Origin of the sequence: Acetobacter sp., assembly GCF_047721705.1 — a bacterium.
Taxonomy (GTDB): domain Bacteria; phylum Pseudomonadota; class Alphaproteobacteria; order Acetobacterales; family Acetobacteraceae; genus Acetobacter.
Genome location: NZ_JBDNXK010000013.1, coordinates 33,057 through 52,373 on the forward strand (window position 1 = coordinate 33,057; position 19,317 = coordinate 52,373).

Consider the following 19,317-nt stretch of genomic DNA (forward strand, 5'->3'; position numbering starts at 1 on the left):
GCGTCCGTCCGCGTCAAGCGGTGGCTCCGCACCGCGCTTGCGCGCGCTTTGCGGTGCCGGCGCAGGCGCCGCGCCTGACCCGGCCAGCCGCTCCCGGCCTGCGGGGAAGCATTCAGAGAGGAGAATGTTTCCATGGCATACACGGCCTCATCCACACGTCCCCGTAGCGTTACCTTCCGCAAGCCCACACGCTGGATCTGCACATCCGAGCCGGTGCAGTGTCACCGCTGCGGGATGGAATGGGAGCATGGCGACCCGGCGCTGACACTGCCCTGCGCGGGCTGTGGCGCGGACGCGGGCGAGCCGTGCCAGCGCCGCTCGGGAGGCAATGAAACCGTGTGCATCAAACGGGATCGGGCCGCCGAGGCGGCCGGACTGCTGCGCCCGTGCGAGCGTCTGACATGGGACGGACGGCACACCAAGCCGCTGCGCCTGTCGGGCGTGCCTCTGCCGCACATGCTCCCGGTCCTGACCGGTGCGCCCGTGAGCCGGGTGCTGTGAGCGGCCCGGATCTGGCGAGCTATGACCACATCATCGTCGCCTGTTCCTTCGGCAAGGATTCCCTGGCCTGCACGCTGCATCTTCTCGAATGCGGCGTGCCGCCCGAGCGTATCGAGTGGTGGCACCATCTGGTCGATGACGAGGCCGACGTGTTCGACTGGCCGCACGTCACCGATTATGGCAGCCATCTCGCCGACGCACTGGGCGTAAAACTATATTTCTCGGCCCGTCAGGGCGGGATCGTGCGCGAGATGTTGCGCGAGGACGCGCCAACCGCGCCCGTCTGGTTCGACACGCCCGAAGGGCGCGTGACGATGGGCGGACACGGCCCGCGCAACACGCGCCGCCGCTTTCCGCAGGTCTCGGCGAACCTGTCGGTGCGCTGGTGCTCGTCCTACGCCAAGATCATGGTTGCCGACACGGCGCTGCGCAATCAGGCACGGTTTCACCACGCGCGCACATTGTTCGTGACCGGTGAGCGGGCCGCTGAATCCGCCAACCGCGCCCGCTATGCGGCCTTCGAACCGCACCGTTCGGATCTGCGGGACGGACGCGCGCGGCGTCATGTCGATCACTACCGGCCGGTGCATGGCTGGAGCGAGGTCGAGGTGTGGGAATGTCTGCACAGACACGGGGTGATCGCACCTCTGCCCTATCGGCTGGGTTTTGGGCGGCTGTCTTGCCTGACGTGCATTTTCATGTCGGCCAATCAGGCGGCGACGCTGCGCTACATGGATGGTCAACGCTTCGCCGGTTTGTGCGCGTGGGAGCGCGCGTTTGGCTGCACGATCCGCCGCGATCGCGATCTCTCGGCGCTTGCCGATACGGGCGAGGTGTTCGCCCCGGTGCTGGCAAGACCGGATCTGGTGCGTCGCGCGCTCTCGCGCCGCTGGCGCGGACGGGTGCTTTGCGCCCCCTCACACTGGCAGATGCCTGCGGGCGCGTTCGGCGAGAATGCCGCACCGGTGTGACAGTTTCTGACACACCTTGCATCGCCGCTGCCGATTTTTCGGAAAAACGCTGCACAGTCGCACGAACAGGGCGGAGTGTGTGGCGCTCATCTCTCACTACCACGCTCAAAGGAGCCTGTCATGTCCGATACCGCCACGGTCGTTTCTCTTCCGGTTGCCCGTCAGCCACGCAATGTGCGGCGCGTGCTCGATCTGAGCACCGCGCATCTGGATCGCGGCGACACGCTGGAGTTTGAGGAATACCTCGTCACCAAGGGCCAGAGCGGCTCCATGGCCTGCCTGTCCGGACCCTATGGCTGGCTCGTCTCGGTGCCCGACGAGCTGGAGAGCATCCATGACGACGCCTCGCCGGGGCTCTACGCCATCCTTGCCTACGCCAAGGAGGCCGGATGTGACTGGGTGCTGTTCGACCGCGACGGTGACATCGACGATCGGTTTCCGGTGCAGTGGCAGGACTGAGGGATAAGGAAAAGACTGAAAGGGAGGAGAAGGAAGACAAGCGGGAGAAGGCCGCACCAGGCCTTGCCGTCCAATGCAAAGCGTGGCTCCTCGCCGCGCTGCGCGCGCCTGCGGTGCCGACGCGATGCGTCGGCTTTGCATTGGCCGTCAACGCCCGGTTGCGCGGGAAGGGTCCAGAGAAAACAAAGGATCCACACCATGTCCAAGCGCAGCTTTCCGATCACACGCAACGATGCGCGAGAAATCATCTTCGGCGTCATGGGCTTCATGCTCTTCATGGGGTTGGTCACGGTCCTGATCGTGGGACCGGGCTTTTTTCTCCCCGACATCGACGACCTCATCAGCCTCCTCTGAGGCGTCACCGCTTGTCTATTTTGGCCGCCCTTGAGGCGGTCTTTGTGTTTCAGGAGAGTTCCGATGCTGCGTCAGTATCATACCTCGCCCTTTCAGGGCGGGCACAATCCGCTGCGTGTCGGCACCGTCGCGCTGGGTTCGATCTTCCGCTTTCCAGGCCCGCGCCCCGGCCGTCCCTACCGGACGGTGCCGTGGATCGTGGAAGGGTTCTGCAACGGCACTCTGGCGGCCGCCGTGCGCAATCCGGTCACGGGGTTCTGGGAGGATCGCTTTATCAGCGGGCGCTCGCATCTCGCTCTGGTGCGATGCCTTGCCAACGACAAGCGCTCACGGATTTCGGTGCGGATGCTGGCGCAGATGGAAGATGAGGGGATGGGTGGCGGTCGCTATCCCGATCTGCCCGACGTGACGCGCTTTCATAACTGGTATCGCAACCGGAGCCGGGCGGCATGAGCGCGGCCCCGATCCTGTGCGAGCGCCTGCGCTCGCCGCCTTTCGTGGCGGAGCAGTTCACGCCCACCACGTGGAGTAGCGCGGCTGACAAAGCCCGGATCGGCAACGCCATCCTGCGCTTTCTCGCGCAGGGCATGCCGGCCGAGAAGCTCAACAAGGCGCTGTATGGGCGCGTGTCCCAGATGTGGAGCCATATTGCTCACTTCAATTCTCTGGGCTTCAGATCAGCATGGTTTGCAAGCGCGAAGACCCGCCATGCGTTCCTCAAACACATGGTGGATTACCCGTGCTGGGGCGATCCGGCCTTCACGTGGTCGGACGTCGAGCGCGAAATCGGCCAGCGGGTGCGCGAGAATCTTCTGGTCGAAGCCTGGGCGAAGCAGGTGCGCGACGAGGAAGAAGCCCATGAACGCGCCATGCTTGAGGTGTTGATGAAAAAGCACGGCGTCGCCGCCGCTGTTCCAGTCCTCAGTCGGCCCGCGATGCAGCTGGGGCTGTTTTAGGCGACGCTCAGCGCACCGTGCCCGCGCAGCGCCTCGCTGAGAAAAGCCAGCGCGGCACGCGGATATTTGCGGATCTCGATCACCGCACCGTCCGGCACGGCCAGACGGTAGGCTCCATGTTCGCGCGCGCAGCACGGCGCGCCTTCGAGAAACTTCACGCCCTTGCCGGTGCGCAGCGCCTGACGCGGGCCGAATACTCCCGCGATATGGCGACCGCCGAGAAAGATGTCGGCGTTGAACTGTCGCCAGACGGGTGCGCGTATATCGCGCTCCTCGACCTGGACATGGACGTTGCACTGATCGGCCCAGGCTTCCGGCGTGCCGTCCACGCCGTAGAGCGTGCGGCAGATCCCGCGCACGTTGTGCTCCTGATCGGCGAGAAACGTCCAGCCGACAGCCTTGCCCAGGCAGCGGCCTTTGAAACGTCGGCATTGCGTGGCCAACTCGGGATGGAAATCCGCAAGCAGACTCACGCGATCTTTCGAGACGGTGACAACGGCCATGTCCGTTTCTCCTGAAATACCCGGTGATTCTAGGAGAAATCCCTGATCTGTACAAGCGGATACACAGGGAAATGAAGAAGAAAAGCCGAAAAGCGAAGAGCAGAGCGCAGAAAAGACGCGATGCCGAACCGTCTGCCGGTCGTCGCGGTCTGACAGGGCCGTCGTCAGGCGCAATCCCCGAGCCTGCGGTCGCTCCGGCACCGTGAAGCCGCACGCGGCTTCCGCACCATGCCGGACCGAGGGAGTGCGCCTGCCGCCTGATGGCCCTGTCCGTCTGACCGCTACCGGCAGACGGTGCGGCATCGGGCCTCACTCTGTTGGAAGAAACACAGGGAGATGGCCATGTCGGACGTCGTAAACCGGATCATCCTCGTGGGGCATATCACGTGCTCTCCCGAGTTTGAGACAGGGGCGAGCGGAGAGAAGACCGCTGCGCGCTTCTGGCTCTGCACAACGTGGAACGGGACAGATCGTGAGCCTGCGCCGGGCGCTGACGCGCTTGGCTGGCATTACGTGGTCTGCACCAAGCCTCACGCGCTCCGCGCCATCGAGAACCGCTGCAGAGCGGGTACGCGCGTCTATCTCGAGGGACGCGCGCGGGCGCGGGCAATCGTTGCGAATGGCCTGACGCGCGGTGTCGTCACGGATGTGACGATCGAACCTGAGAACTGTGACCTGCTCGTTCTCTGACACGCAAAAGAGGGGACCGCGCCCCGTGCGCGCTCCTCCCAATCCTGACTGGAGTAAAGATCATGATGTTATCCTCATCCTTTTCGGGTGTCCCAGTCGCGCGCCTGCAGGCCCGCGCCCTGGCCCGTCGTCTGGAAGGCGAAGCCCTGCATATCGAAGGCAACCTCGTGCTGCCCGAGATCTCCGATCGTGCGCGCGCCCGGCTGCGCCGCACCGCCCACGAAGTGCGCCGTCGCCGTTCAGCCAAACTGCTTGAAAGCAGTCTGCGCGAGCTGGCAGGGCGTGAGGTTCTCGTTGAGCGTACGCCACGCCGGAGTATGCGGACATGAGCGCCCTTCTGCTGGGCTCACGCAGGACAGGACAGAAACTCTCTGGTATGATCGCCCATCTCATCAATCGAGGTGCCGTCATGACCAGACCTGCTGCCATCTCCGACGTTGAACGGGCACGCCGCGCCGAGGCAATCCGGCAGGCGACGGGAAGTGTCGAACTCGAAGGTTTCACAATCACGGATGAGGTGCGTGCCATCGACCGCCGCTTCATCGAAGGCGAGCTGAACGATGACGAATACCGAGAAGAAATCTTCAGACTCTGCCGCGCCGAATACGCCCGCCTCGCCGCAGAGCGGATCTCGTCTGTCTCTTGACGGTCTCCTCTCGAGGGTCCGGATCACGGAACTCGAACGTAAACCCCTCACAGGTTCGTTCGATCTCGATCATCTCAGGAGCACGCACGCCTACATCTTTCAGGATTTCGACCATTATCCGGGCGCTGTGCAGAAGGTCAGTCCGGGGCAGGTGCGTGGGGACAGCCGGATATGGATGAAACCCCGCACGCTTGAGGGCACGGACATCCAGTACGATGTGATGTATGCGACGCAGCACGTCGGTCAGAAGGCCGCCGAGGCCCTTGAGACCTTTCACCAGCTTGGTGGAATCAAGGAACTCGCGGGTCTCGACATCCGCGAAGCCGGAAACCGGCTGGCCGACCTCTACGCGGATCTCGACCATGCTCATGTTTTTGAAGAAGGCAACAGCCGGACGCTGCGTAGTTTCGTGCGGTCCGTAGCGCGTAAAGCGGGCTTCGATCTGGACTGGACGCGCACAGGAGTGACGCAGGAAAGTCGGAATGAGCTTTACGTCGCTCGGGACGTGGCTGTGATCGAGCGCGCTTTCCCCGGTATGACCGAAACCCGTGCGCTCGAGGACGAGGGTATGGGCTATATGGCGTTCCAGACGCTCAAGCAGTTGCGCGAGCTTCAGGGAAAGCGCGATCTCGGGGCGATCATCTCCGCAGGTCTTACGCGGCTGGAGCCGACACCGCGCCCCGAACCTGCGCCACAGAGCGGGCAGAGCGTGTTCGGACGCATTGTGGACTCTTTCTTTCGCAAGCCCGCCGCGGACGCCCCGCAGGCGTCTTCTGGCGCGTCGCCTGAAAAAGCGCCGTCATCTGGGAACCGGGAAGATCCCAAGCCGTCCGCGCCGACACCTTCGAGCCGCTCGCCCGGACCCGGTTTCTAGGACGACCGGAAAAAATCGCGCTCATAGGTGCGATTGCACGTTCAGTCGCACGGCACGCCCGCATGATGTGACCTCGTTTCCTGTGGGAGAGGTCTGTCATGGTGTGTTCTGTCCGGTTGCCGCTTCAACCACCCCCGCAGGCGGGGGTGGCACGGGGCCGGGGTCTGACCTCGCCGTCATGCGGCCAGGATGACATCCACGAGCCCGAGGTCTCAAGACAACCCTTCGGGCTCAGGAACGCACGCGGCGACAAGGCGTGGCTGCGTTCATCGCAGGGCTACGCCCCGCGCTGCCCGCATCCCCACCTCGCTTGCCTGCATTCCACCGGTCTTGACACCTCGGGCTCGCGGACGTCGTGGCGTTGGCAGGACGGGACGAGAAAAACGTCAGACCCCGACCCCTTTCAGCGGCAACATCGGGGGCTGCGCTGCCCCCGAACCCCCGCAGGACGAACAAGAAAAACAATATTCTGTGGTCGTTCCGTCAATACAGTACGGTGTCTTTTTATGCAAATAAAGTCGTTTATTTCGGCCTTTATTTACTTGGAGTGGTGCGCGTTCTGTACTAACCTTTTCTTGTATTCAGGATGTATCAGCAGCGGAGATCTCCGATGATCCAGCGTCAGACCGATGAGCAGGCCCGCGAGGAACTCGTGCGGTTTCGTGAAGAAATCCGCTGCGAGGTCGTTCTTGAGAAGGCCGGTTACAGGCTTGATAAGACGGAAAGCAGTAAGAACAACCAGAAGTATCGTCGTGGTAAAGGCGAAAGTATTGTCGTCAACCATGGCGGTCGCGGCTGGTGGTCGCCGCACCATAACGCGACCGACAAGGGTGCGAAGGGTTCGGTCATCGACCTGGTGCGCTTCCTCAATCCGGGGATGTCGCTCGGTCAGGCGCGGCAGGAACTGCGCGGACTGCTCGGCGTCGCTCCAACCGGCGCGACCTACGAGCACGCGCCCGGCGAGGAGCGTCCGCGCCGCGATCCCTCGGTGATGTGGAACCGTCACCCGGTGCTTGCGCGCGGATCGGCCGCTTGGACTTACCTCACGCTCACCCGCGCCCTGCCTGAAGGTCTCCTCGCGCACGTGGCCCGCCAGGGCGTCCTGCGCGAGGGCATCAAGGGGACCGCTTGGTTTGCCCACCACGACAACAACGGAGCGCTGACCGGGATGGAGATGCGCGGCCCGGAATACCGGGGTTTCTCCTCGGGTGGTGGCGGCAAGCGGCTGTTCCGTTTCCGGGCGGACGAAGGGACGCGCCCTCTGCGTCGTCTGGTCATCTGTGAGAGCGCGATCGACGCCCTGTCGTTTGCCGCGCTCGACCATGCCGTTTTCCGGCAGGGCACGCTCTACGTCTCCACCGCAGGCGGCCTCGGACCGGACGCCTGGGCGGAACTCAAGGCGCTGATGGCCGCACTCCCGCAGGCGCAGGGGCGCGTGATCGCCGCCGTGGATGCCGACGGTCAGGGCGACCGTTACGCCCAGAACTACATCGCAATGGCTGAGGAGCTGGGACTGTTGGCCATGCGCCTCTCCCCCGATGCCAACCTCAACGACTGGAACCGTGTCCTTCAGGACAAACGTGCCAACCATAAGGAAAACGCAGCATGACCCTGACATCCGATCCTCTGGACCGCGTGCTTCCCTGGGAGGCCGCGACCCTTGATGCGTGGTTCCGACATGAAAGAGGACGCGCCCTGTGGACGAAGACCGGCCTTGCCGGGCACCCGCGTCACTATCTGTCCTGCACCGACGGTCTGACCGATGTTCGGGGTCTCATCATTGGAGGAACACATACCGGGCGAACGGGGTGGGATACCGAGGGAGTGTTCCGCATATTCACTGAAGATGAGCAGATTGGCGTGATTGACGGCTGGAAGGCGCAGAATCTCGAAATCGAGTATCGGCCAGAGGTAATCGGTCAGGTATTTCCTTCAGCCGGTGTTGTGCCGTGCGGTGACAATACGGTCCAGAACCTGTTCATCGCATCCCGTCTCTGCCTGTTGTTCGCTGCCAGCGCTGAGGCGAGACAGGTCTGGGCAGCCCATGTCCAGCGCGTTTACGGGCAGGGCAGGGCGGCCGAAGACGAATTTCATGTCCCCCGGCAGCTTGTGTGGATTGGTGAGGACGATTACCAGGCGGCGGCTCTCGTGCTCGATGGCACATGGATCGACGAACTGGTCGGGTTCTCGACGTTTCGCCCGATGATCGTGCTGGTGGAGAACGAGCATGTCGTGCGGGTGGACCCGGCCTGTGAGCGTATCCTCAACGCGGAGCGGATCCGGTGAGCGCGCAGGCGGGACTGGCCGCGATCCTTGAGCCTCTCACACCGTCCCAGCGCGACGCCGCGCTCGCCGAGGGACGGGTTCTGGTCCTTGCTGGTGCTGGAACGGGCAAGACCAAGACCCTGACCGCAGGTGTCGCCACCCGTATCCGGGCGCGCGGTATGCTGCCGGCGCGGATCCTGTGCGTGACCTTCACCAACAAGGCGGCCGCCGAGATGCGTGAGCGGATCACCGGTGCGCTGGGCGAGGGGCAGGCGCCGACCTGGCTGGGCACATTCCATGGTCTCGGTGCCCGCCAGCTGCGCGCCGAGCCCGAGGTGGCCCATCTGCGGTCAGGCTTCGATATCCGCGACGCGGACGACAGTCTGGCCATTATCCGCAGGATCATGAAGGGGCTGCCGGAACATGAAGTGCCGGTGCCCGAGGATGGCAAACGCTGTGACGCCCGCCAGATCAGGAAAATGGCCGAGCGGATCGGGCACATGAAGGACGAACTCGTGCGTTCCGAGGAGGCCTGGTCGTGGGTGGCGGCCCTGCTGGCGCGGCGTCGGGCGGCGCATAAATGGGCGGACGAGGAAGGCTGGAACTTCGCGGTCAGGCTCTACGGTCTGTATCAGGCGACCCTGCGTGAGCAGAATGCGGCGGACTTCGGCGATCTCCTGATGTGGCCGACGCTGGCGCTTCTCAATGACAAAAGCTACCGTCGGCGCTGGTCCGAGCGGTTTACGGCCGTGCTCGCCGATGAATTTCAGGACGTCAATCACGGCCAGATGCTTTGGCTGAAACTGATGTCGGAGCATTCCGGCGAACTCTTCTGTGTCGGTGATGACTCGCAGAGCATTTATTCCTGGCGTGGCGCGAAGATTTCTTTCATTCGCAATTTCCAGAAGACCTTTCCCGGCGCAACACTGGTCAAACTGGAAGAGAACTTCCGCTCTACCGGGCGTATTCTTGCCGCCGCCAATGCGGTGATCGCTTTTGACGAGGGTCGCATCCCCAAGACGCTCTATACGAAGCGCGATGCTGGCGAGCTGATCGAGGTGGTGGACTACGGATCCGGCGAGGCGGAAGCGCATGGGATCGCCGCCGAGATGGGATGCCGGGCGGCCGATGGCGTGGCCTGGCGCGATATGGCGATCATTTACCGCCAGAACAGACTCTCCCGGGCACTGGAAGAGGCTTTGCTACATGCCCGCATACCCTATGAGATCATCGGCGACGTGGGTTTCTATCACCGGGCCGTGGTCAAGGACGCGCTCGCCCTTCTGGTTCTCTCCGGCTGCCCTGAGTCTCGTCAGTCCGACGAGGCGTTTCGCCGTGTGGCCAACCTCCCCAAACGTGGCCTTGGCGCCAAAGGACTGGGGGAAATCGAAAGGGAAGCTCTCGCCCGTGGTTTGAGCCTGTTCGATGCCGTGGAGCATACGGCGCTCCCGGCCAAAGTTAAGGCGAGCCTGACGGAGTTCTGCCAGGCCGTAAGGCTGATCGGCATGGATGCTGAGCTGCGTCTGTGTGAGCGCATCGAGCTTCTCGTGGACAAGACGGGCTACAAAAGCATGTTGCGCGAGCTGGGCACTGACGAAGCCGAAGACGCACTGGGCAATCTCAATGAGCTGGTCACACTCAGTGAAGGGTTTGTCCGTACACAGGATCTTCTGGAACACGCGGCGCTTGCGACCTCGGGACCGAAAGAAACAGGTGGAGACAGGGTGCAGCTGATGACCATGCACCGCGCCAAGGGGCTCGAATTCGGGCATGTGTTTCTGCCTGGCTGGGAGGAGGCGGTATTTCCCGGCATGGGAGAGCGCAATTACGAGGAAGAGCGCCGTCTGGCTTATGTGGCGCTGACGCGGGCGATGTATCGCGCGACCATCACCTGGGCCGGGTTCCGGCACGGGATGCGCTCGGATCGCTGTGGTTTTGTCGACGAGATCCCGCTCGAGCATCGTCACGCTGGCTGGTTACGTAAAGCGCAGCAGGGGGAGGTAACCGGACAGGGGCTGAGCCCGTCGTGGCAGCGCGCGCGGGCGCAGATGGACGCATTGGGGCTGGGGTTCTGAGATGAGCGACAACGGTTATTCACTCCCTCTCGATCAGGCCGCTCAGGGTAAGCCCGTCCATCGGACGCGCTCGGGCTGGGCGCATGACTGCGAGACCTGCGGCAAGGGCGCGCCTTTCGGGTTCGACCACCCTCGGGGCGGCATGCACTGGTTCTGTTCCGAACATCGGGAGAGGGGCGAACGGAAGGATGGAGCCACGGCGAAGAGGCCGTCGGCATGAACCGTGCGTCAGTTCTCGCGGGGCTTGTGCTCGGCCTTTCGCTGCCTTCGGTCGCCCACGCCGAGGTCATCTCCTGCGCCCCGCAGTTTCCGGGCGGAATACCCCCCGCGGTCGTGGACGAGACCCTGCGCAGCGGCACCGTAATGCTGTGCAGCCATGGCTACGCGGTGCTGGATTCCGAGCGTACGCGCGGACCGCTCTGGGCGGCGGAGTATCTCTCCGAGGAGAATTTGGAAGTGGCGGGGAGCACGCCCCGGCGCGGCAGTTTCTATCCCGATGGGCGGCTTCCGCTCAGCATGCGGGCTGAACTCGCTGACTTCAAATCATCTGGCTGGGACCGCGGGCATATGGTGCCGTCTGGAGACGAAGCAGGCCTGTCGTGGCAGGAAGAGACCTATGCGCTCTCCAATATTGTGCCTCAGACATCGGAATTGAACCGGGGTGCCTGGGTCGGGGTGGAGAGTGCAGTGCGCGGTCTCGCGGACCGTGACGGTGAACTCTATGTCGTCACCGGACCGGGCTACGATCCTGATGATGACCGGACCATCGGGCCGGACCGGATTCCGGTCCCAGCGCTGACATGGAAGGCGATCTACGATCCGGTCGCCGAGGGCACCGGGGTGTACGTGTGTCTCAATACCACAACGCCGCAATGCCGCGTCATCTCGGTCGCCCTGCTCACCCAGCTTGTGCGGATCGACCCGTTTCCGGGTGTGCCGGCAACAGAGAAAGACCACGTGATGGCGATGCCGCCGATTGGAGATAGTCCTTATGCGATCGAGCACGACGCCAGCGCGCGCGGGCTTCTGCGCGAGTGGGCCGCGCCCAAAGTGCAGAAGGCGTTGCGTGAGTTGGTGAAGGCGATGCGGGATGAGTGAGCGCGCGCGCACATTCATCGACACGCTGTGCGCCAAACTTGTGCTTTTTTGCAATTTTGCTCGTAGAGCTGATATTCTGTCGGAGTGATAACGGACGAGAAGAGTGGAGAGGAACGTGAGGTATATTGATAATTTGCACACGAGTCTGGGAAATTCAGGTATTAATTTACTACGATTCACTGTCGCTCAAGCAACAGAATATGCTGAAAAAACGGGAAACGCATTTGATCGCCAGGTTGTTCTATTAGTTGGTTGGCCAGAAGATATTAGTGCACCGAAAAATTGTGTAGCACTGGCTGGTGAACCTGGTCCGCATGACATTTTGCGGTCTGATCCTGACGTAGTGATTCTGATCGACGAATGGTAAATGTATTGCATTTAGTAATTCGTTCTATTGCAGGACCCTGGGGCCGTTACACCTCGTCCACATGACGGCCAGCGCCGCATTCTGCACATCGACATGGACGCTTTCTACGCCTCCATCGAGCAGCGTGATGATCCGGCCTTACATGGGCGGCCGCTTGCGGTCGGCCGGGAAGAAGCGCGTGGCGTTGTGGCGGCGGCCAGCTATGAGGCGCGACGTTTCGGTGTGCGTTCAGCCATGCCGTCGATCGTAGCCCGGCGCCAGTGTCCAGATCTGATCTTCGTGCCGCCTCGCTTCGAGATCTATCGCGCCGTCTCGGCGCAGATCCACGCGGTGTTTGCGCGTTATACGCCGTTGATTCAGCCGTTGGCGCTGGACGAAGCGTCACTTGATGTGACGGACCATCTTGAGGGTTTCGGGTCAGCCACCGCGATCGCCGAGGCGATCCGCGCGGACATCCGAAAGGAGACAGGCCTGACCGCTTCGGCCGGCGTGTCCTACAACCGGTTTCTGGCGAAACTGGCGTCCGATCAGAACAAGCCCGACGGTCTTTTCGTCATCACCCCGAAACAGGGTCCGATGTTTGTAGCGGCGCTGCCGGTCGAGAAGTTCCACGGCATCGGTCCGGCGACGGCCAGAAAGATGCACGCCCTTGGCATTCACACAGGCGAGGATCTGCGGGCGTGGCCGCTCGAGGCCCTGCGGGGGCATTTTGGCAGTGCTGCCGAGTTCTATTACGGGATCTCGCGCGGCATCGACAACCGGCCGGTCAATCCGGATCGCCAGCGCAAATCCATCGGCACGGAAACCACCTTCGAGCGGGACGTGGCCTCGCCCGATGAGCTTCAGACGGCGCTGGAGACGATTGCCGCCAAGCTTTGGGCGTCCTGCACGAAACGTCAGCTGACCGGCCGCACCGTGACGGTCAAGGTGAAATACGCCGATTTCCAGCAGGTGACCCGCGCCCGCTCTGTGGCCGATCCGGTGACGGATGAGCGCGAACTGGTGACGCTGGGGTGTCTGGCCCTGCAGACGCTGTTTCCGCTGGCGAGACCCGTGCGTCTTGTCGGTCTGACCCTGTCGGCTCTCGTTGAAAACGATGTGGCCCACAAGGGACAACTGGGGCTCTTCGAAAAATAATAGATCCGTCGCAAACCCGGTTCAGTCGCAGACGAACGGCGTATTGCTCGACGTTGGGATGGCTTCGGACATTTCAACGTATTTCATTTCAGTGGAGGCATTCCATGCCATGTGCGTCGCTCAGGTTCTATTTCAGCGCCAGTCGTTTTGCTGGAGCCGTAACCACATCATCATGCCGCTCCTGTTCCTTCCACGTCGGATACGAGGTGGCACAATGATCGAAGCCGGCTCCGATCTGATGGCGTTTCAGCACGGCATCCTGGTCGCTGGTGCGATCTGGTTTTTTATCTGTGGCTTCGTCACGTCGAAACGACACACATGGCTCACCGCCGCTCTCGCAGGCTTCATGGTGCTTGGTTTGATATACGTGGTGGTGGCACCGACACAATCGTCGCTGGTCGCCCTTCCATGAAACGTCTACCGGGACCGCGCCTCGGCTCCTGGCTCATGCAGTTGATGTAGGTGATCACGGGTGCGTCTATTCACCCGGGATGACCATGGTCGCGCTCTTTGTCTGCTCGCGATGCGGATGGGAGTCCCGGTGGGTAGAGAGACCCAACATGACTACGATAAAAAAGGGAATTCCCTGTGCCGAATGCAACAAGGCAGGCACCGAAACCCCTTGTCAGGACGAGTGAATCAGGCGTCTGGTCTTTCTGTTCTGAAAAACAGAAGGGATAATTCGATGAAAAGAACATCTGCGGTCCTCATCGCCGGTCTACTCGCGCTGTCCTGTGGATATGCTGCTCGTGCGGACGAAGATCGTGGCGCTCCCTCGGGTAAACCTCTGCGCGTGGCGACGACGTGGGAGCCGGTCAATCAGTCTCTGACTGATCTCATAAATAGCGGTGCAAAGCTTGTTTCTGCGGGATTTGGTATGGGCGGCCCGACGGCGACCATCGTCAAGGACGGCCACTACATCCTCTGCGGCATCGAAACGCCTGGTGGTCTTGCTGAGCGCAAGATCGCTGAGTCCGAGTGCTACCGCATCAATTGACAAAATCTGACACGTGGGGAGAGACCCTTGGGTCTCTCTTCCCGTTTGCCCTTCAGGACGCCAGCGCGTCCTTGAGCGCCTTGGCGGCTGTAAAGCCGAGGCTACGTGAGGCGGCGATGTCGATCGTCTCACCCGTCTGCGGGTTGCGTCCCTTGCGCGCGGCGCGTTCACGCAGATCGAATTTGCCAAAATCCTTCACGGCAACCGCATCACCTTCTTTGACCACATTGGTGATGACCTCAAAGGTGGCGTCCAGGGCCTTTTTTGCGTCGGTCCTGCTCAGGCCGGAAGGGTCGGCGATGGCGGCAATAAGATCAGATGTGTGCATAGAGTTCTCCTGATTGACAGCGGGCCGGACCTGGTCACAGGACGGCAGATGAAAATGACGTTATGACCGCAACTGTTTAATAGCCTGCCACCAGACGACCATGATGCCGTGGCATGATTGCGGCGAATACGGAGAACGACTGATTTCAGTCGCACGCATCGCCGCTACGACGGATCGTGCGCAGCGTCATCGGGATGCTGGTCGCTCCGAGAGGACTGAAAATGAAGAAGAGTTTCCTGGCCTGGCTGGCATTGCTGGCGGCATCATCGAGCAGCGTGGCTCTGGCGGCCGGACCGGTCGAGCGTCCTATGGGCGGCGGTTTCGGCTCAGGTCGCGCGGAAATGGTCTCGAAGACCCGGATCACCACGACGTTCGAGGCAACGTCCGACAAAAGCCTGACGGCGCTTCTCGACGAGGGCTACGCCATTACGTCCGCGACCGGTGATGACGGTCAGGTCCTCTATCTGGGCAAGGAAGGTCACGACGGCGAGCATTCTCACTGGTATCGCTGCGAGCTGATCGGTGACAGCAATGGAAACGTGCGGCTGGGCCTGAGTCATCATGCGGCCTCGGATTGCAGGGCGCTAAACAAATGAGCCTGGATACCAAGGGACCGTTCCGTAAGCCGACACAGCAGTTCATCGACGCTATCCGGAAGAGCCTTCCGGGGCAGTTCGTGGGTGTGCAGTCCAGCCGGGCGGACGCGCAGGATGATGATGACGAATTTGAGTCCGAGGAAGCGGCTGACTGGATCCACCTCAAAAACGGTATGGCGGTGAAAATCGGCTATATCTCTGAGGACGACGACCGCGTGTTCGACATCATCAGCGGTGAGCCGGGTGATGACGAAACGCTTGATGAGGAGTTCGGTGAGGGCGATGATGCGCCCCTCGAACTCGAGCAGGCGACGCTCGATGAGCATATCGACTTCCTGCGCGGGGAAGACGTCTCAGGCTGACGTCACAGGGCGTTTCCGCTGCGCGGCGACGAGGTGTTCCCATATGCGTGTCCGTGACGCATGGGGCGCGCGTGTCGCTGCGGCCCTTATCTCACCCGCGAGCGTCTCGGGTTTGAGCAGGCATTCTGTGAGGGCTGGATCGGTCTCGGCCGATCCGGTCAGCACGACACGCGACACCACCTGAAAATCCAGAGCAATCGGGGCCGCCACGGCGCGCACGGCGGCGCAGTGGCCCGCGTTCTGATAAAGCGGGCTGAGCACCAGACGCCCGTCTTTCTCGCACCCCAGACGCTGGCGCCACCAGCGATCTGCCGTGTGACCGGAGAGGCGTCCGGCGTAATGCTTGGTCTCGATTACCATGACGGCATCGGGGAGCAGGACCAGATGGTCGATCTGCGTAAACCCCTGTCCGGTGACACTGGGAAGCTGCACATCATGAAGGGCCGGGAGACCACATGACGCAAGGGTCTCGCGAACGATGCTCTCGCCTTTCGCTCCCTTGATATCGGCGCGCAGTGCCTGCCACGCCGCATGGGCGCTATCGGTGCGCACGCGGCGGCTTGGCGCGCCCTTTGGGCGGCGTTGGATCCGCACCATCAGAGAGACACGATTGGAAGTAGAGGGTAGGGGGCGGGCATGAAGTCTCCTTTCCGGGGTGGCAAGGAAGAGTCTGTCATGCCCGCGTGCGACTGTGCCTGTTTCAGACACAGCGAAAAAAAGGCGTTCGAAAAGGAGGCAGTCAGCCCTGTTTCTTCGGGCGTCCGCGACGCGCTTTAACGGGGGCATCCTGCGGAGCCTCAGTTGGCTTCGTGGGGCGCGTGGCCCGCGTCTTCGCCGGAGCGCCGGTCTTTTTCGCTGCGCTGGCGGCGACCTTTACAGGTTCAGCCTTCTTCTTCGTAGGCCCTCTGGCGGCTTTAGGCTTGGCGGGCGTCACCCGTTCCTTCAGCACAGGCGATGCCTTGAAGCGTACTGTGCGCCCGGCCTCGACCCAGACTTCCTCGCCGGTACGTGGATTGAGAGCCTTGCGCGCAGAAGTCTCGCGCAGGGTGAAGGTGCCGAAACTTGGCAGGGTAAAACTGCCGGTCTCTTCGATCTGGTTGACAATTGCCTCGATCAGGTCCTCGGCCGCCTTGTTTGCGGCAACCCCGGTGCTCTCCATGGAATCTTGCAGCACTGCTGCAATGAACGCCTTGCTCATATCGTCTTCCTGTCCTGTACGGCTCGCATTAGGCTTTGGTCATGCCACAACTCTGGTGAAGGGGTCACTATGTCTCCGCGTTGATGAGACGGCCCGCATAGGAGCGCTCGTCACGCAAACCGACGCCGGAGATACTGGAAAGTTTTCCAGGTCAGGACGGGTAACTGGACGACACGGAATGCCACGTTTACGGACTTTACATGCGGGGGCGCGAAAATCGTGCATCGATCCGAATAAACAGCTTCGAGATACCAATGTGAGCATGATCTTTTCTGTGCCGGACAAACTGCACGCCCCGAGCGAAGTGCTTGTCGAAGCATTTAGCGAGAAGATCGTGCGCGTGGATCGACACGATGTTGCTGATCCTCTGAGCGCGGATATTCTTTGGACTACATGGAACGCGGACGCGGATCCGGTCGAAGGAACGGCGCTGTTTGTCTCGCCCACCCGAGGTCGTGCAGGCGCGCTGGAGTGGGAGCTGGAATTGGCTACGCTCCTGCTTGGTGGTGAGAGCATCGTGCATTGGAGCACCACGGTCGCGCAGGAGGATACCGTGGCAGAAGTATTTCATAATGGGATCGAAGTTATCCAATTGCAAGAAAGCCGCTAAAACATCCTTTTCAGTCGCACGCTGTCCTCTGACACTAGCCATCAACACCCGGATGGAGGTCAATGTGATGATTGTTAATACGAACACTGAACAGAATGAGATCAGGCGGAGTTCATCGTTTCCGTATGGAGTATGTAAACGCGCGTGTCTTGCAGCCTTCATATCCCTGATCATCTGTAGTTCGGCAACGGCGCAAACACCCGACAAGTCTTCCTTCCAGCAAGCTGGAGGAAAAGCTGAGCAGCCTATGACTGATATTGAACATGCTGCTCTCACACCCTACACGCTGGACTATATTCATGTCAGTGATCAAATGACGGCGGCAGGGCAACATTTTACGCGGTCAGGATGGAACGCGTTCGTTGATACGTTCATTCGTGATGGAAATATCAGCTCCATTCAAAAGGGAAAGCTTGCCTGCGAGGTTGGCGATGTTCGCAAAGGTCCGGAAAGCAGGAATGGCTTCCAGCTCACCTTTGCTCAGAAATGTCTGGCGACTGACCATTGGAGCGAACGCCGGTTTCAAATGAATGCGAAGATCATACGCGGGGCGGACGGACGGCAGCTCATCTCTGAGCTGACAGTCAGAGACGTCAGTTAGGCATCGAAGCCGCTATCTAAAACGAAAGTTCAAAAGGAAGACGCGCACGCAGAAAGCCGCGCCATAGGCCGCTGTAGCGCCGCAATGATCCGCCCCTGCGGGGCCGCGCTGTTCGCGCGTCATTGCCCCACCACAGCGTCTATGCCCGCGAGGATGGAGATTATAATGGAAAGGATCTTCGCCATGGGCGTTACCGTTACATCTTCCATCATCGTCACCGGACACCCGGACAGGCTGCGCCAGATCGACGCGCGTCTCAAGACAGGCGACGACACCGTGAAGGACGTCATCTTCGCCGAAGACGGTTCCCTTGAAATCGTCTGCTACAACGGTGTGGGGGGCCTTCTGCGCTACCACGGCGATCGCATCGCCGCTGCGCATCCCGACGTCGGCGTGCGAGGCTTCGAGTTCTATGATTGCAGCGACGACCCGACGCTGGCCCGCTGGGAGCGCGGCCAGTGCGTGTATTTCTGTGATCTCTACGGCGTCTTTTCCTGTGGCGGCCCAGACGACCACCAGCCCCTCGTACGTCTGTGGCATCAGGGGGACGGTGTTGCGCAGGCTGTCACAGACTGGAATCTGACAGGCAATTTTGATGCGCTCAAGGGCCATGCGGAAATTGCACCCCGCTGGCATCATCTGGCCAGTAGCGGTGTGCATCTTCTGCTGCGCAGGCCCTCGAAAGGGCAGGCCGATGGCGTAGCCATCTGGCTCGAACCTTGGGGCGGCCAGATCAGCTTCATACAGGCCATCGACGAACTGGGCCTGTGCCGTAATCCGCGCCGCGAGAGCATCGCGTGGGCGTCGCGTCGCTTCCCCGAAATCCGCAGTGCCCTGCGCAACGTCTGGCGGGCCGAAGCCGATACGAGGCGACGCGGACGTCGCGATCGGAACCTATGGAAGCGTCTGCGCCGACGGGCGGCCGAAACGGGACGGTCTGCCATGGATCTGTTCTGCCGAACCGACCCCGACCGGATTCCGTTCTGAAATTACTCCAAGGCGTCGAGGGGATAGTAACATAACCAACCGACACCAGTAGCGACACGATTAGTATAGTAGTAATATCGTGTCGCTCTCGTGCACATTATGTATTGGTCTCGCACAGGTTTGGTTGCGCGTATATTTATAAAAAGATGATGTTTCGGAGATATAAGAAGATGGCCACGCCAGATACACTGACTTTCGATAAAATCGAGACGTTCTCGAATAAACTGCTTCGCTGCGGTGTCGCCGGTATTGTTGGCGCGATCGCGCTGACCGGTACACTGGGTGCCGACACGATTGGCGGTGGTAACGCTGTCGGACTGCGAATGGTCATCAATCTGGTGGGCCTGGTCGTCGTGGCGGTGTGCTTCTTCCTGTCGAACAAGGCATCGGCAACAGAGCGTATGTACGGCACAGCTCTGCTACTGTTCTTTATCGGAATTGGTGTCTATGTCGCCGCTTTATTAAGTAACTTCTACTTTGTGGGATTTTCCGCATTCTGAAAAAACAGAAGAAATGAAGAATGTCTGGGGGCGCCCTTCGGGTTCGTTCGCGCAGCTCACTCGTTCACTCAGCTTCACTAACCGGCCAAGCCGGTAAGTTCAGTCGAGCCACCTTACGGTGTCTCGCCCCTTTCGGGCTTAGGTTCACCGCCGTTCTTTTCTGCTGGCGTCAGGATGTTTCGGGTGTGGCAGTGTGGACGGTTCCTCAACCCCTCTGACACGGCTTCGCCGCATCAGAGGGG

28 protein-coding genes and 1 pseudogene are annotated in these 19,317 nt (G+C 61.4%); 25 read left to right on the forward strand and 4 right to left on the reverse strand.

Going from position 1 to position 19,317, the window contains the following annotated elements:
- Positions 1–132 precede the first annotated feature (132 nt).
- The 6 genes from ABF824_RS03805 to ABF824_RS03830 all read left to right on the forward strand — a co-directional run bounded on the left by ABF824_RS03805 (position 133) and on the right by ABF824_RS03830 (position 3,241).
- Positions 133–501 (forward strand): hypothetical protein, encoded by a 369-nt coding sequence (locus ABF824_RS03805; RefSeq protein ID WP_415486527.1) that lies wholly within the window; start codon positions 133–135, stop codon positions 499–501.
- Positions 498–1,472 carry a phosphoadenosine phosphosulfate reductase family protein gene (locus tag ABF824_RS03810; RefSeq protein ID WP_415486528.1) on the forward strand — a complete coding sequence of 325 codons (975 nt, stop codon included), beginning with the start codon at positions 498–500 and terminating at the stop codon, positions 1,470–1,472. Before ABF824_RS03805 ends, ABF824_RS03810 begins: the two co-directional genes overlap by 4 nt.
- Before the next feature lie 120 nt (positions 1,473–1,592).
- Complete coding sequence (locus ABF824_RS03815; protein WP_291365164.1) at positions 1,593–1,931, forward strand: hypothetical protein; 339 nt, start codon at positions 1,593–1,595, stop codon at positions 1,929–1,931.
- Between the two features lie 198 nt (positions 1,932–2,129).
- Entirely contained in the window at positions 2,130–2,285 is a 156-nt protein-coding gene (locus ABF824_RS03820) for a hypothetical protein (protein ID WP_166318541.1), read from the forward strand.
- 63 nt (positions 2,286–2,348) lie between these two features.
- The gene (locus tag ABF824_RS03825) at positions 2,349–2,738 is read left to right on the forward strand and encodes a hypothetical protein (RefSeq protein ID WP_415486530.1); all 390 of its coding nucleotides are present in this window, start codon (positions 2,349–2,351) and stop codon (positions 2,736–2,738) included.
- Entirely contained in the window at positions 2,735–3,241 is a 507-nt protein-coding gene (locus ABF824_RS03830) for a hypothetical protein (RefSeq protein ID WP_415486531.1), read from the forward strand. The genes ABF824_RS03825 and ABF824_RS03830 overlap by 4 nt, the downstream gene beginning before the upstream one ends.
- Here ABF824_RS03830 and ABF824_RS03835 read toward each other — a convergent pair.
- On the reverse strand, positions 3,238–4,047 hold the full coding sequence (locus ABF824_RS03835; protein WP_415486532.1) for a hypothetical protein: 810 nt from the start codon (positions 4,045–4,047) through the stop codon (positions 3,238–3,240). The two genes, ABF824_RS03830 and ABF824_RS03835, sit on opposite strands and share 4 nt — an antisense overlap.
- Positions 4,048–4,086: 39 nt before the next feature.
- Between ABF824_RS03835 and ABF824_RS03840 the strand changes: the two genes are divergently transcribed.
- The 13 genes from ABF824_RS03840 (at position 4,087) to ABF824_RS03900 (ending at position 13,893) form a co-directional block, all read left to right on the forward strand.
- A complete protein-coding gene (locus ABF824_RS03840) occupies positions 4,087–4,434 on the forward strand; it encodes a single-stranded DNA-binding protein (RefSeq protein ID WP_415486533.1) in 348 nt (115 codons plus the stop codon).
- A gap of 62 nt (positions 4,435–4,496) precedes the next feature.
- Positions 4,497–4,763: a hypothetical protein gene (locus tag ABF824_RS03845; RefSeq protein ID WP_415486534.1), complete on the forward strand. Its 267-nt coding sequence runs from the start codon at positions 4,497–4,499 to the stop codon at positions 4,761–4,763.
- Entirely contained in the window at positions 4,760–5,080 is a 321-nt protein-coding gene (locus ABF824_RS03850) for an antitoxin VbhA family protein (protein ID WP_415486536.1), read from the forward strand. The genes ABF824_RS03845 and ABF824_RS03850 overlap by 4 nt, the downstream gene beginning before the upstream one ends.
- Complete coding sequence (locus ABF824_RS03855; protein WP_415486537.1) at positions 4,995–5,954, forward strand: hypothetical protein; 960 nt, start codon at positions 4,995–4,997, stop codon at positions 5,952–5,954. Before ABF824_RS03850 ends, ABF824_RS03855 begins: the two co-directional genes overlap by 86 nt.
- 610 nt (positions 5,955–6,564) lie before the next feature.
- Positions 6,565–7,563, forward strand: a complete 999-nt coding sequence (locus ABF824_RS03860) for a DUF3991 domain-containing protein (protein WP_415486538.1) — start codon at positions 6,565–6,567, stop codon at positions 7,561–7,563.
- Positions 7,560–8,240 (forward strand): hypothetical protein, encoded by a 681-nt coding sequence (locus tag ABF824_RS03865; RefSeq protein ID WP_415486540.1) that lies wholly within the window; start codon positions 7,560–7,562, stop codon positions 8,238–8,240. The genes ABF824_RS03860 and ABF824_RS03865 overlap by 4 nt, the downstream gene beginning before the upstream one ends.
- A complete protein-coding gene (locus ABF824_RS03870) occupies positions 8,237–10,294 on the forward strand; it encodes an ATP-dependent helicase (RefSeq protein WP_415486541.1) in 2,058 nt (685 codons plus the stop codon). The genes ABF824_RS03865 and ABF824_RS03870 overlap by 4 nt, the downstream gene beginning before the upstream one ends.
- A 1-nt stretch (position 10,295) precedes the next feature.
- Positions 10,296–10,514 carry a hypothetical protein gene (locus ABF824_RS03875; RefSeq protein ID WP_415486542.1) on the forward strand — a complete coding sequence of 73 codons (219 nt, stop codon included), beginning with the start codon at positions 10,296–10,298 and terminating at the stop codon, positions 10,512–10,514.
- Positions 10,511–11,392, forward strand: a complete 882-nt coding sequence (locus ABF824_RS03880) for a DNA/RNA non-specific endonuclease (protein ID WP_415486543.1) — start codon at positions 10,511–10,513, stop codon at positions 11,390–11,392. Before ABF824_RS03875 ends, ABF824_RS03880 begins: the two co-directional genes overlap by 4 nt.
- Positions 11,393–11,507: 115 nt before the next feature.
- Entirely contained in the window at positions 11,508–11,759 is a 252-nt protein-coding gene (locus tag ABF824_RS03885) for a hypothetical protein (protein ID WP_415486545.1), read from the forward strand.
- A 27-nt stretch (positions 11,760–11,786) separates the two neighbouring features.
- On the forward strand, positions 11,787–12,896 hold the full coding sequence (gene dinB / locus ABF824_RS03890) for a DNA polymerase IV (RefSeq protein ID WP_415486547.1): 1,110 nt from the start codon (positions 11,787–11,789) through the stop codon (positions 12,894–12,896).
- A 214-nt stretch (positions 12,897–13,110) separates the two neighbouring features.
- Positions 13,111–13,308, forward strand: coding sequence for a hypothetical protein (locus ABF824_RS03895; protein ID WP_415486549.1), 198 nt, complete (start codon positions 13,111–13,113; stop codon positions 13,306–13,308).
- Positions 13,309–13,581: 273 nt separating this feature from the next.
- Positions 13,582–13,893: a hypothetical protein gene (locus ABF824_RS03900; RefSeq protein WP_415486551.1), complete on the forward strand. Its 312-nt coding sequence runs from the start codon at positions 13,582–13,584 to the stop codon at positions 13,891–13,893.
- A 52-nt stretch (positions 13,894–13,945) separates the two neighbouring features.
- On the opposite strand, the gene ABF824_RS03905 is transcribed toward ABF824_RS03900, so the two are convergent.
- Positions 13,946–14,269 carry an HU family DNA-binding protein gene (locus ABF824_RS03905; protein WP_415486565.1) on the reverse strand — a complete coding sequence of 108 codons (324 nt, stop codon included), beginning with the start codon at positions 14,267–14,269 and terminating at the stop codon, positions 13,946–13,948.
- Between the two features lie 173 nt (positions 14,270–14,442).
- On the opposite strand from ABF824_RS03905, the gene ABF824_RS03910 reads away from it, so the two are divergent.
- Both ABF824_RS03910 and ABF824_RS03915 read left to right on the forward strand, forming a co-directional pair.
- The gene (locus ABF824_RS03910; RefSeq protein ID WP_415486552.1) at positions 14,443–14,817 is read left to right on the forward strand and encodes an ABC transporter substrate-binding protein; all 375 of its coding nucleotides are present in this window, start codon (positions 14,443–14,445) and stop codon (positions 14,815–14,817) included.
- Complete coding sequence (locus tag ABF824_RS03915; RefSeq protein WP_415486553.1) at positions 14,814–15,179, forward strand: hypothetical protein; 366 nt, start codon at positions 14,814–14,816, stop codon at positions 15,177–15,179. The genes ABF824_RS03910 and ABF824_RS03915 overlap by 4 nt, the downstream gene beginning before the upstream one ends.
- On the opposite strand, the gene ABF824_RS03920 is transcribed toward ABF824_RS03915, so the two are convergent.
- Both ABF824_RS03920 and ABF824_RS03925 read right to left on the reverse strand, forming a co-directional pair.
- Positions 15,171–15,776: a nuclease-related domain-containing protein gene (locus ABF824_RS03920; RefSeq protein ID WP_415486554.1), complete on the reverse strand. Its 606-nt coding sequence runs from the start codon at positions 15,774–15,776 to the stop codon at positions 15,171–15,173. The two genes, ABF824_RS03915 and ABF824_RS03920, sit on opposite strands and share 9 nt — an antisense overlap.
- Positions 15,777–16,110: 334 nt before the next feature.
- Positions 16,111–16,377 (reverse strand): annotated as a pseudogene (locus ABF824_RS03925) (HU family DNA-binding protein); the annotation flags it as partial.
- A gap of 256 nt (positions 16,378–16,633) precedes the next feature.
- Here ABF824_RS03925 and ABF824_RS03930 point away from each other — a divergent pair.
- The 4 genes from ABF824_RS03930 to ABF824_RS03945 all read left to right on the forward strand — a co-directional run bounded on the left by ABF824_RS03930 (position 16,634) and on the right by ABF824_RS03945 (position 19,075).
- On the forward strand, positions 16,634–16,987 hold the full coding sequence (locus ABF824_RS03930; protein ID WP_415486556.1) for a hypothetical protein: 354 nt from the start codon (positions 16,634–16,636) through the stop codon (positions 16,985–16,987).
- 67 nt (positions 16,988–17,054) lie between these two features.
- A complete protein-coding gene (locus ABF824_RS03935) occupies positions 17,055–17,588 on the forward strand; it encodes a DotI/IcmL/TraM family protein (protein ID WP_415486557.1) in 534 nt (177 codons plus the stop codon).
- Between the two features lie 165 nt (positions 17,589–17,753).
- Complete coding sequence (locus ABF824_RS03940; protein WP_415486559.1) at positions 17,754–18,575, forward strand: hypothetical protein; 822 nt, start codon at positions 17,754–17,756, stop codon at positions 18,573–18,575.
- 170 nt (positions 18,576–18,745) lie between these two features.
- On the forward strand, positions 18,746–19,075 hold the full coding sequence (locus ABF824_RS03945; protein ID WP_415486561.1) for a hypothetical protein: 330 nt from the start codon (positions 18,746–18,748) through the stop codon (positions 19,073–19,075).
- Positions 19,076–19,317: the final 242 nt, after the last annotated feature.

What these genes read in the sequence shown, in the direction of transcription:
- ABF824_RS03920 (WP_415486554.1), bottom strand. Translation starts at nt 15,776, where the DNA reads ATGGTGCGGATCCAACGCCGCCCAAAGGGCGCGCCAAGCCGCCGCGTG.
- ABF824_RS03805 (WP_415486527.1), top strand. Translation starts at nt 133, where the DNA reads ATGGCATACACGGCCTCATCCACACGTCCCCGTAGCGTTACCTTCCGC.
- ABF824_RS03845 (WP_415486534.1), top strand. Translation starts at nt 4,497, where the DNA reads ATGATGTTATCCTCATCCTTTTCGGGTGTCCCAGTCGCGCGCCTGCAG.
- ABF824_RS03935 (WP_415486557.1), top strand. Translation starts at nt 17,055, where the DNA reads ATGATTGTTAATACGAACACTGAACAGAATGAGATCAGGCGGAGTTCA.
- ABF824_RS03860 (WP_415486538.1), top strand. Translation starts at nt 6,565, where the DNA reads ATGATCCAGCGTCAGACCGATGAGCAGGCCCGCGAGGAACTCGTGCGG.
- ABF824_RS03945 (WP_415486561.1), top strand. Translation starts at nt 18,746, where the DNA reads ATGGCCACGCCAGATACACTGACTTTCGATAAAATCGAGACGTTCTCG.
- ABF824_RS03875 (WP_415486542.1), top strand. Translation starts at nt 10,296, where the DNA reads ATGAGCGACAACGGTTATTCACTCCCTCTCGATCAGGCCGCTCAGGGT.
- ABF824_RS03830 (WP_415486531.1), top strand. Translation starts at nt 2,735, where the DNA reads ATGAGCGCGGCCCCGATCCTGTGCGAGCGCCTGCGCTCGCCGCCTTTC.
- ABF824_RS03880 (WP_415486543.1), top strand. Translation starts at nt 10,511, where the DNA reads ATGAACCGTGCGTCAGTTCTCGCGGGGCTTGTGCTCGGCCTTTCGCTG.
- ABF824_RS03850 (WP_415486536.1), top strand. Translation starts at nt 4,760, where the DNA reads ATGAGCGCCCTTCTGCTGGGCTCACGCAGGACAGGACAGAAACTCTCT.
- ABF824_RS03825 (WP_415486530.1), top strand. Translation starts at nt 2,349, where the DNA reads ATGCTGCGTCAGTATCATACCTCGCCCTTTCAGGGCGGGCACAATCCG.
- ABF824_RS03910 (WP_415486552.1), top strand. Translation starts at nt 14,443, where the DNA reads ATGAAGAAGAGTTTCCTGGCCTGGCTGGCATTGCTGGCGGCATCATCG.
- ABF824_RS03840 (WP_415486533.1), top strand. Translation starts at nt 4,087, where the DNA reads ATGTCGGACGTCGTAAACCGGATCATCCTCGTGGGGCATATCACGTGC.
- ABF824_RS03855 (WP_415486537.1), top strand. Translation starts at nt 4,995, where the DNA reads ATGACGAATACCGAGAAGAAATCTTCAGACTCTGCCGCGCCGAATACG.
- ABF824_RS03815 (WP_291365164.1), top strand. Translation starts at nt 1,593, where the DNA reads ATGTCCGATACCGCCACGGTCGTTTCTCTTCCGGTTGCCCGTCAGCCA.
- ABF824_RS03940 (WP_415486559.1), top strand. Translation starts at nt 17,754, where the DNA reads ATGGAAAGGATCTTCGCCATGGGCGTTACCGTTACATCTTCCATCATC.
- ABF824_RS03915 (WP_415486553.1), top strand. Translation starts at nt 14,814, where the DNA reads ATGAGCCTGGATACCAAGGGACCGTTCCGTAAGCCGACACAGCAGTTC.
- ABF824_RS03900 (WP_415486551.1), top strand. Translation starts at nt 13,582, where the DNA reads ATGAAAAGAACATCTGCGGTCCTCATCGCCGGTCTACTCGCGCTGTCC.
- ABF824_RS03835 (WP_415486532.1), bottom strand. Translation starts at nt 4,047, where the DNA reads ATGCCGCACCGTCTGCCGGTAGCGGTCAGACGGACAGGGCCATCAGGC.
- ABF824_RS03895 (WP_415486549.1), top strand. Translation starts at nt 13,111, where the DNA reads ATGATCGAAGCCGGCTCCGATCTGATGGCGTTTCAGCACGGCATCCTG.
- ABF824_RS03865 (WP_415486540.1), top strand. Translation starts at nt 7,560, where the DNA reads ATGACCCTGACATCCGATCCTCTGGACCGCGTGCTTCCCTGGGAGGCC.
- ABF824_RS03820 (WP_166318541.1), top strand. Translation starts at nt 2,130, where the DNA reads ATGTCCAAGCGCAGCTTTCCGATCACACGCAACGATGCGCGAGAAATC.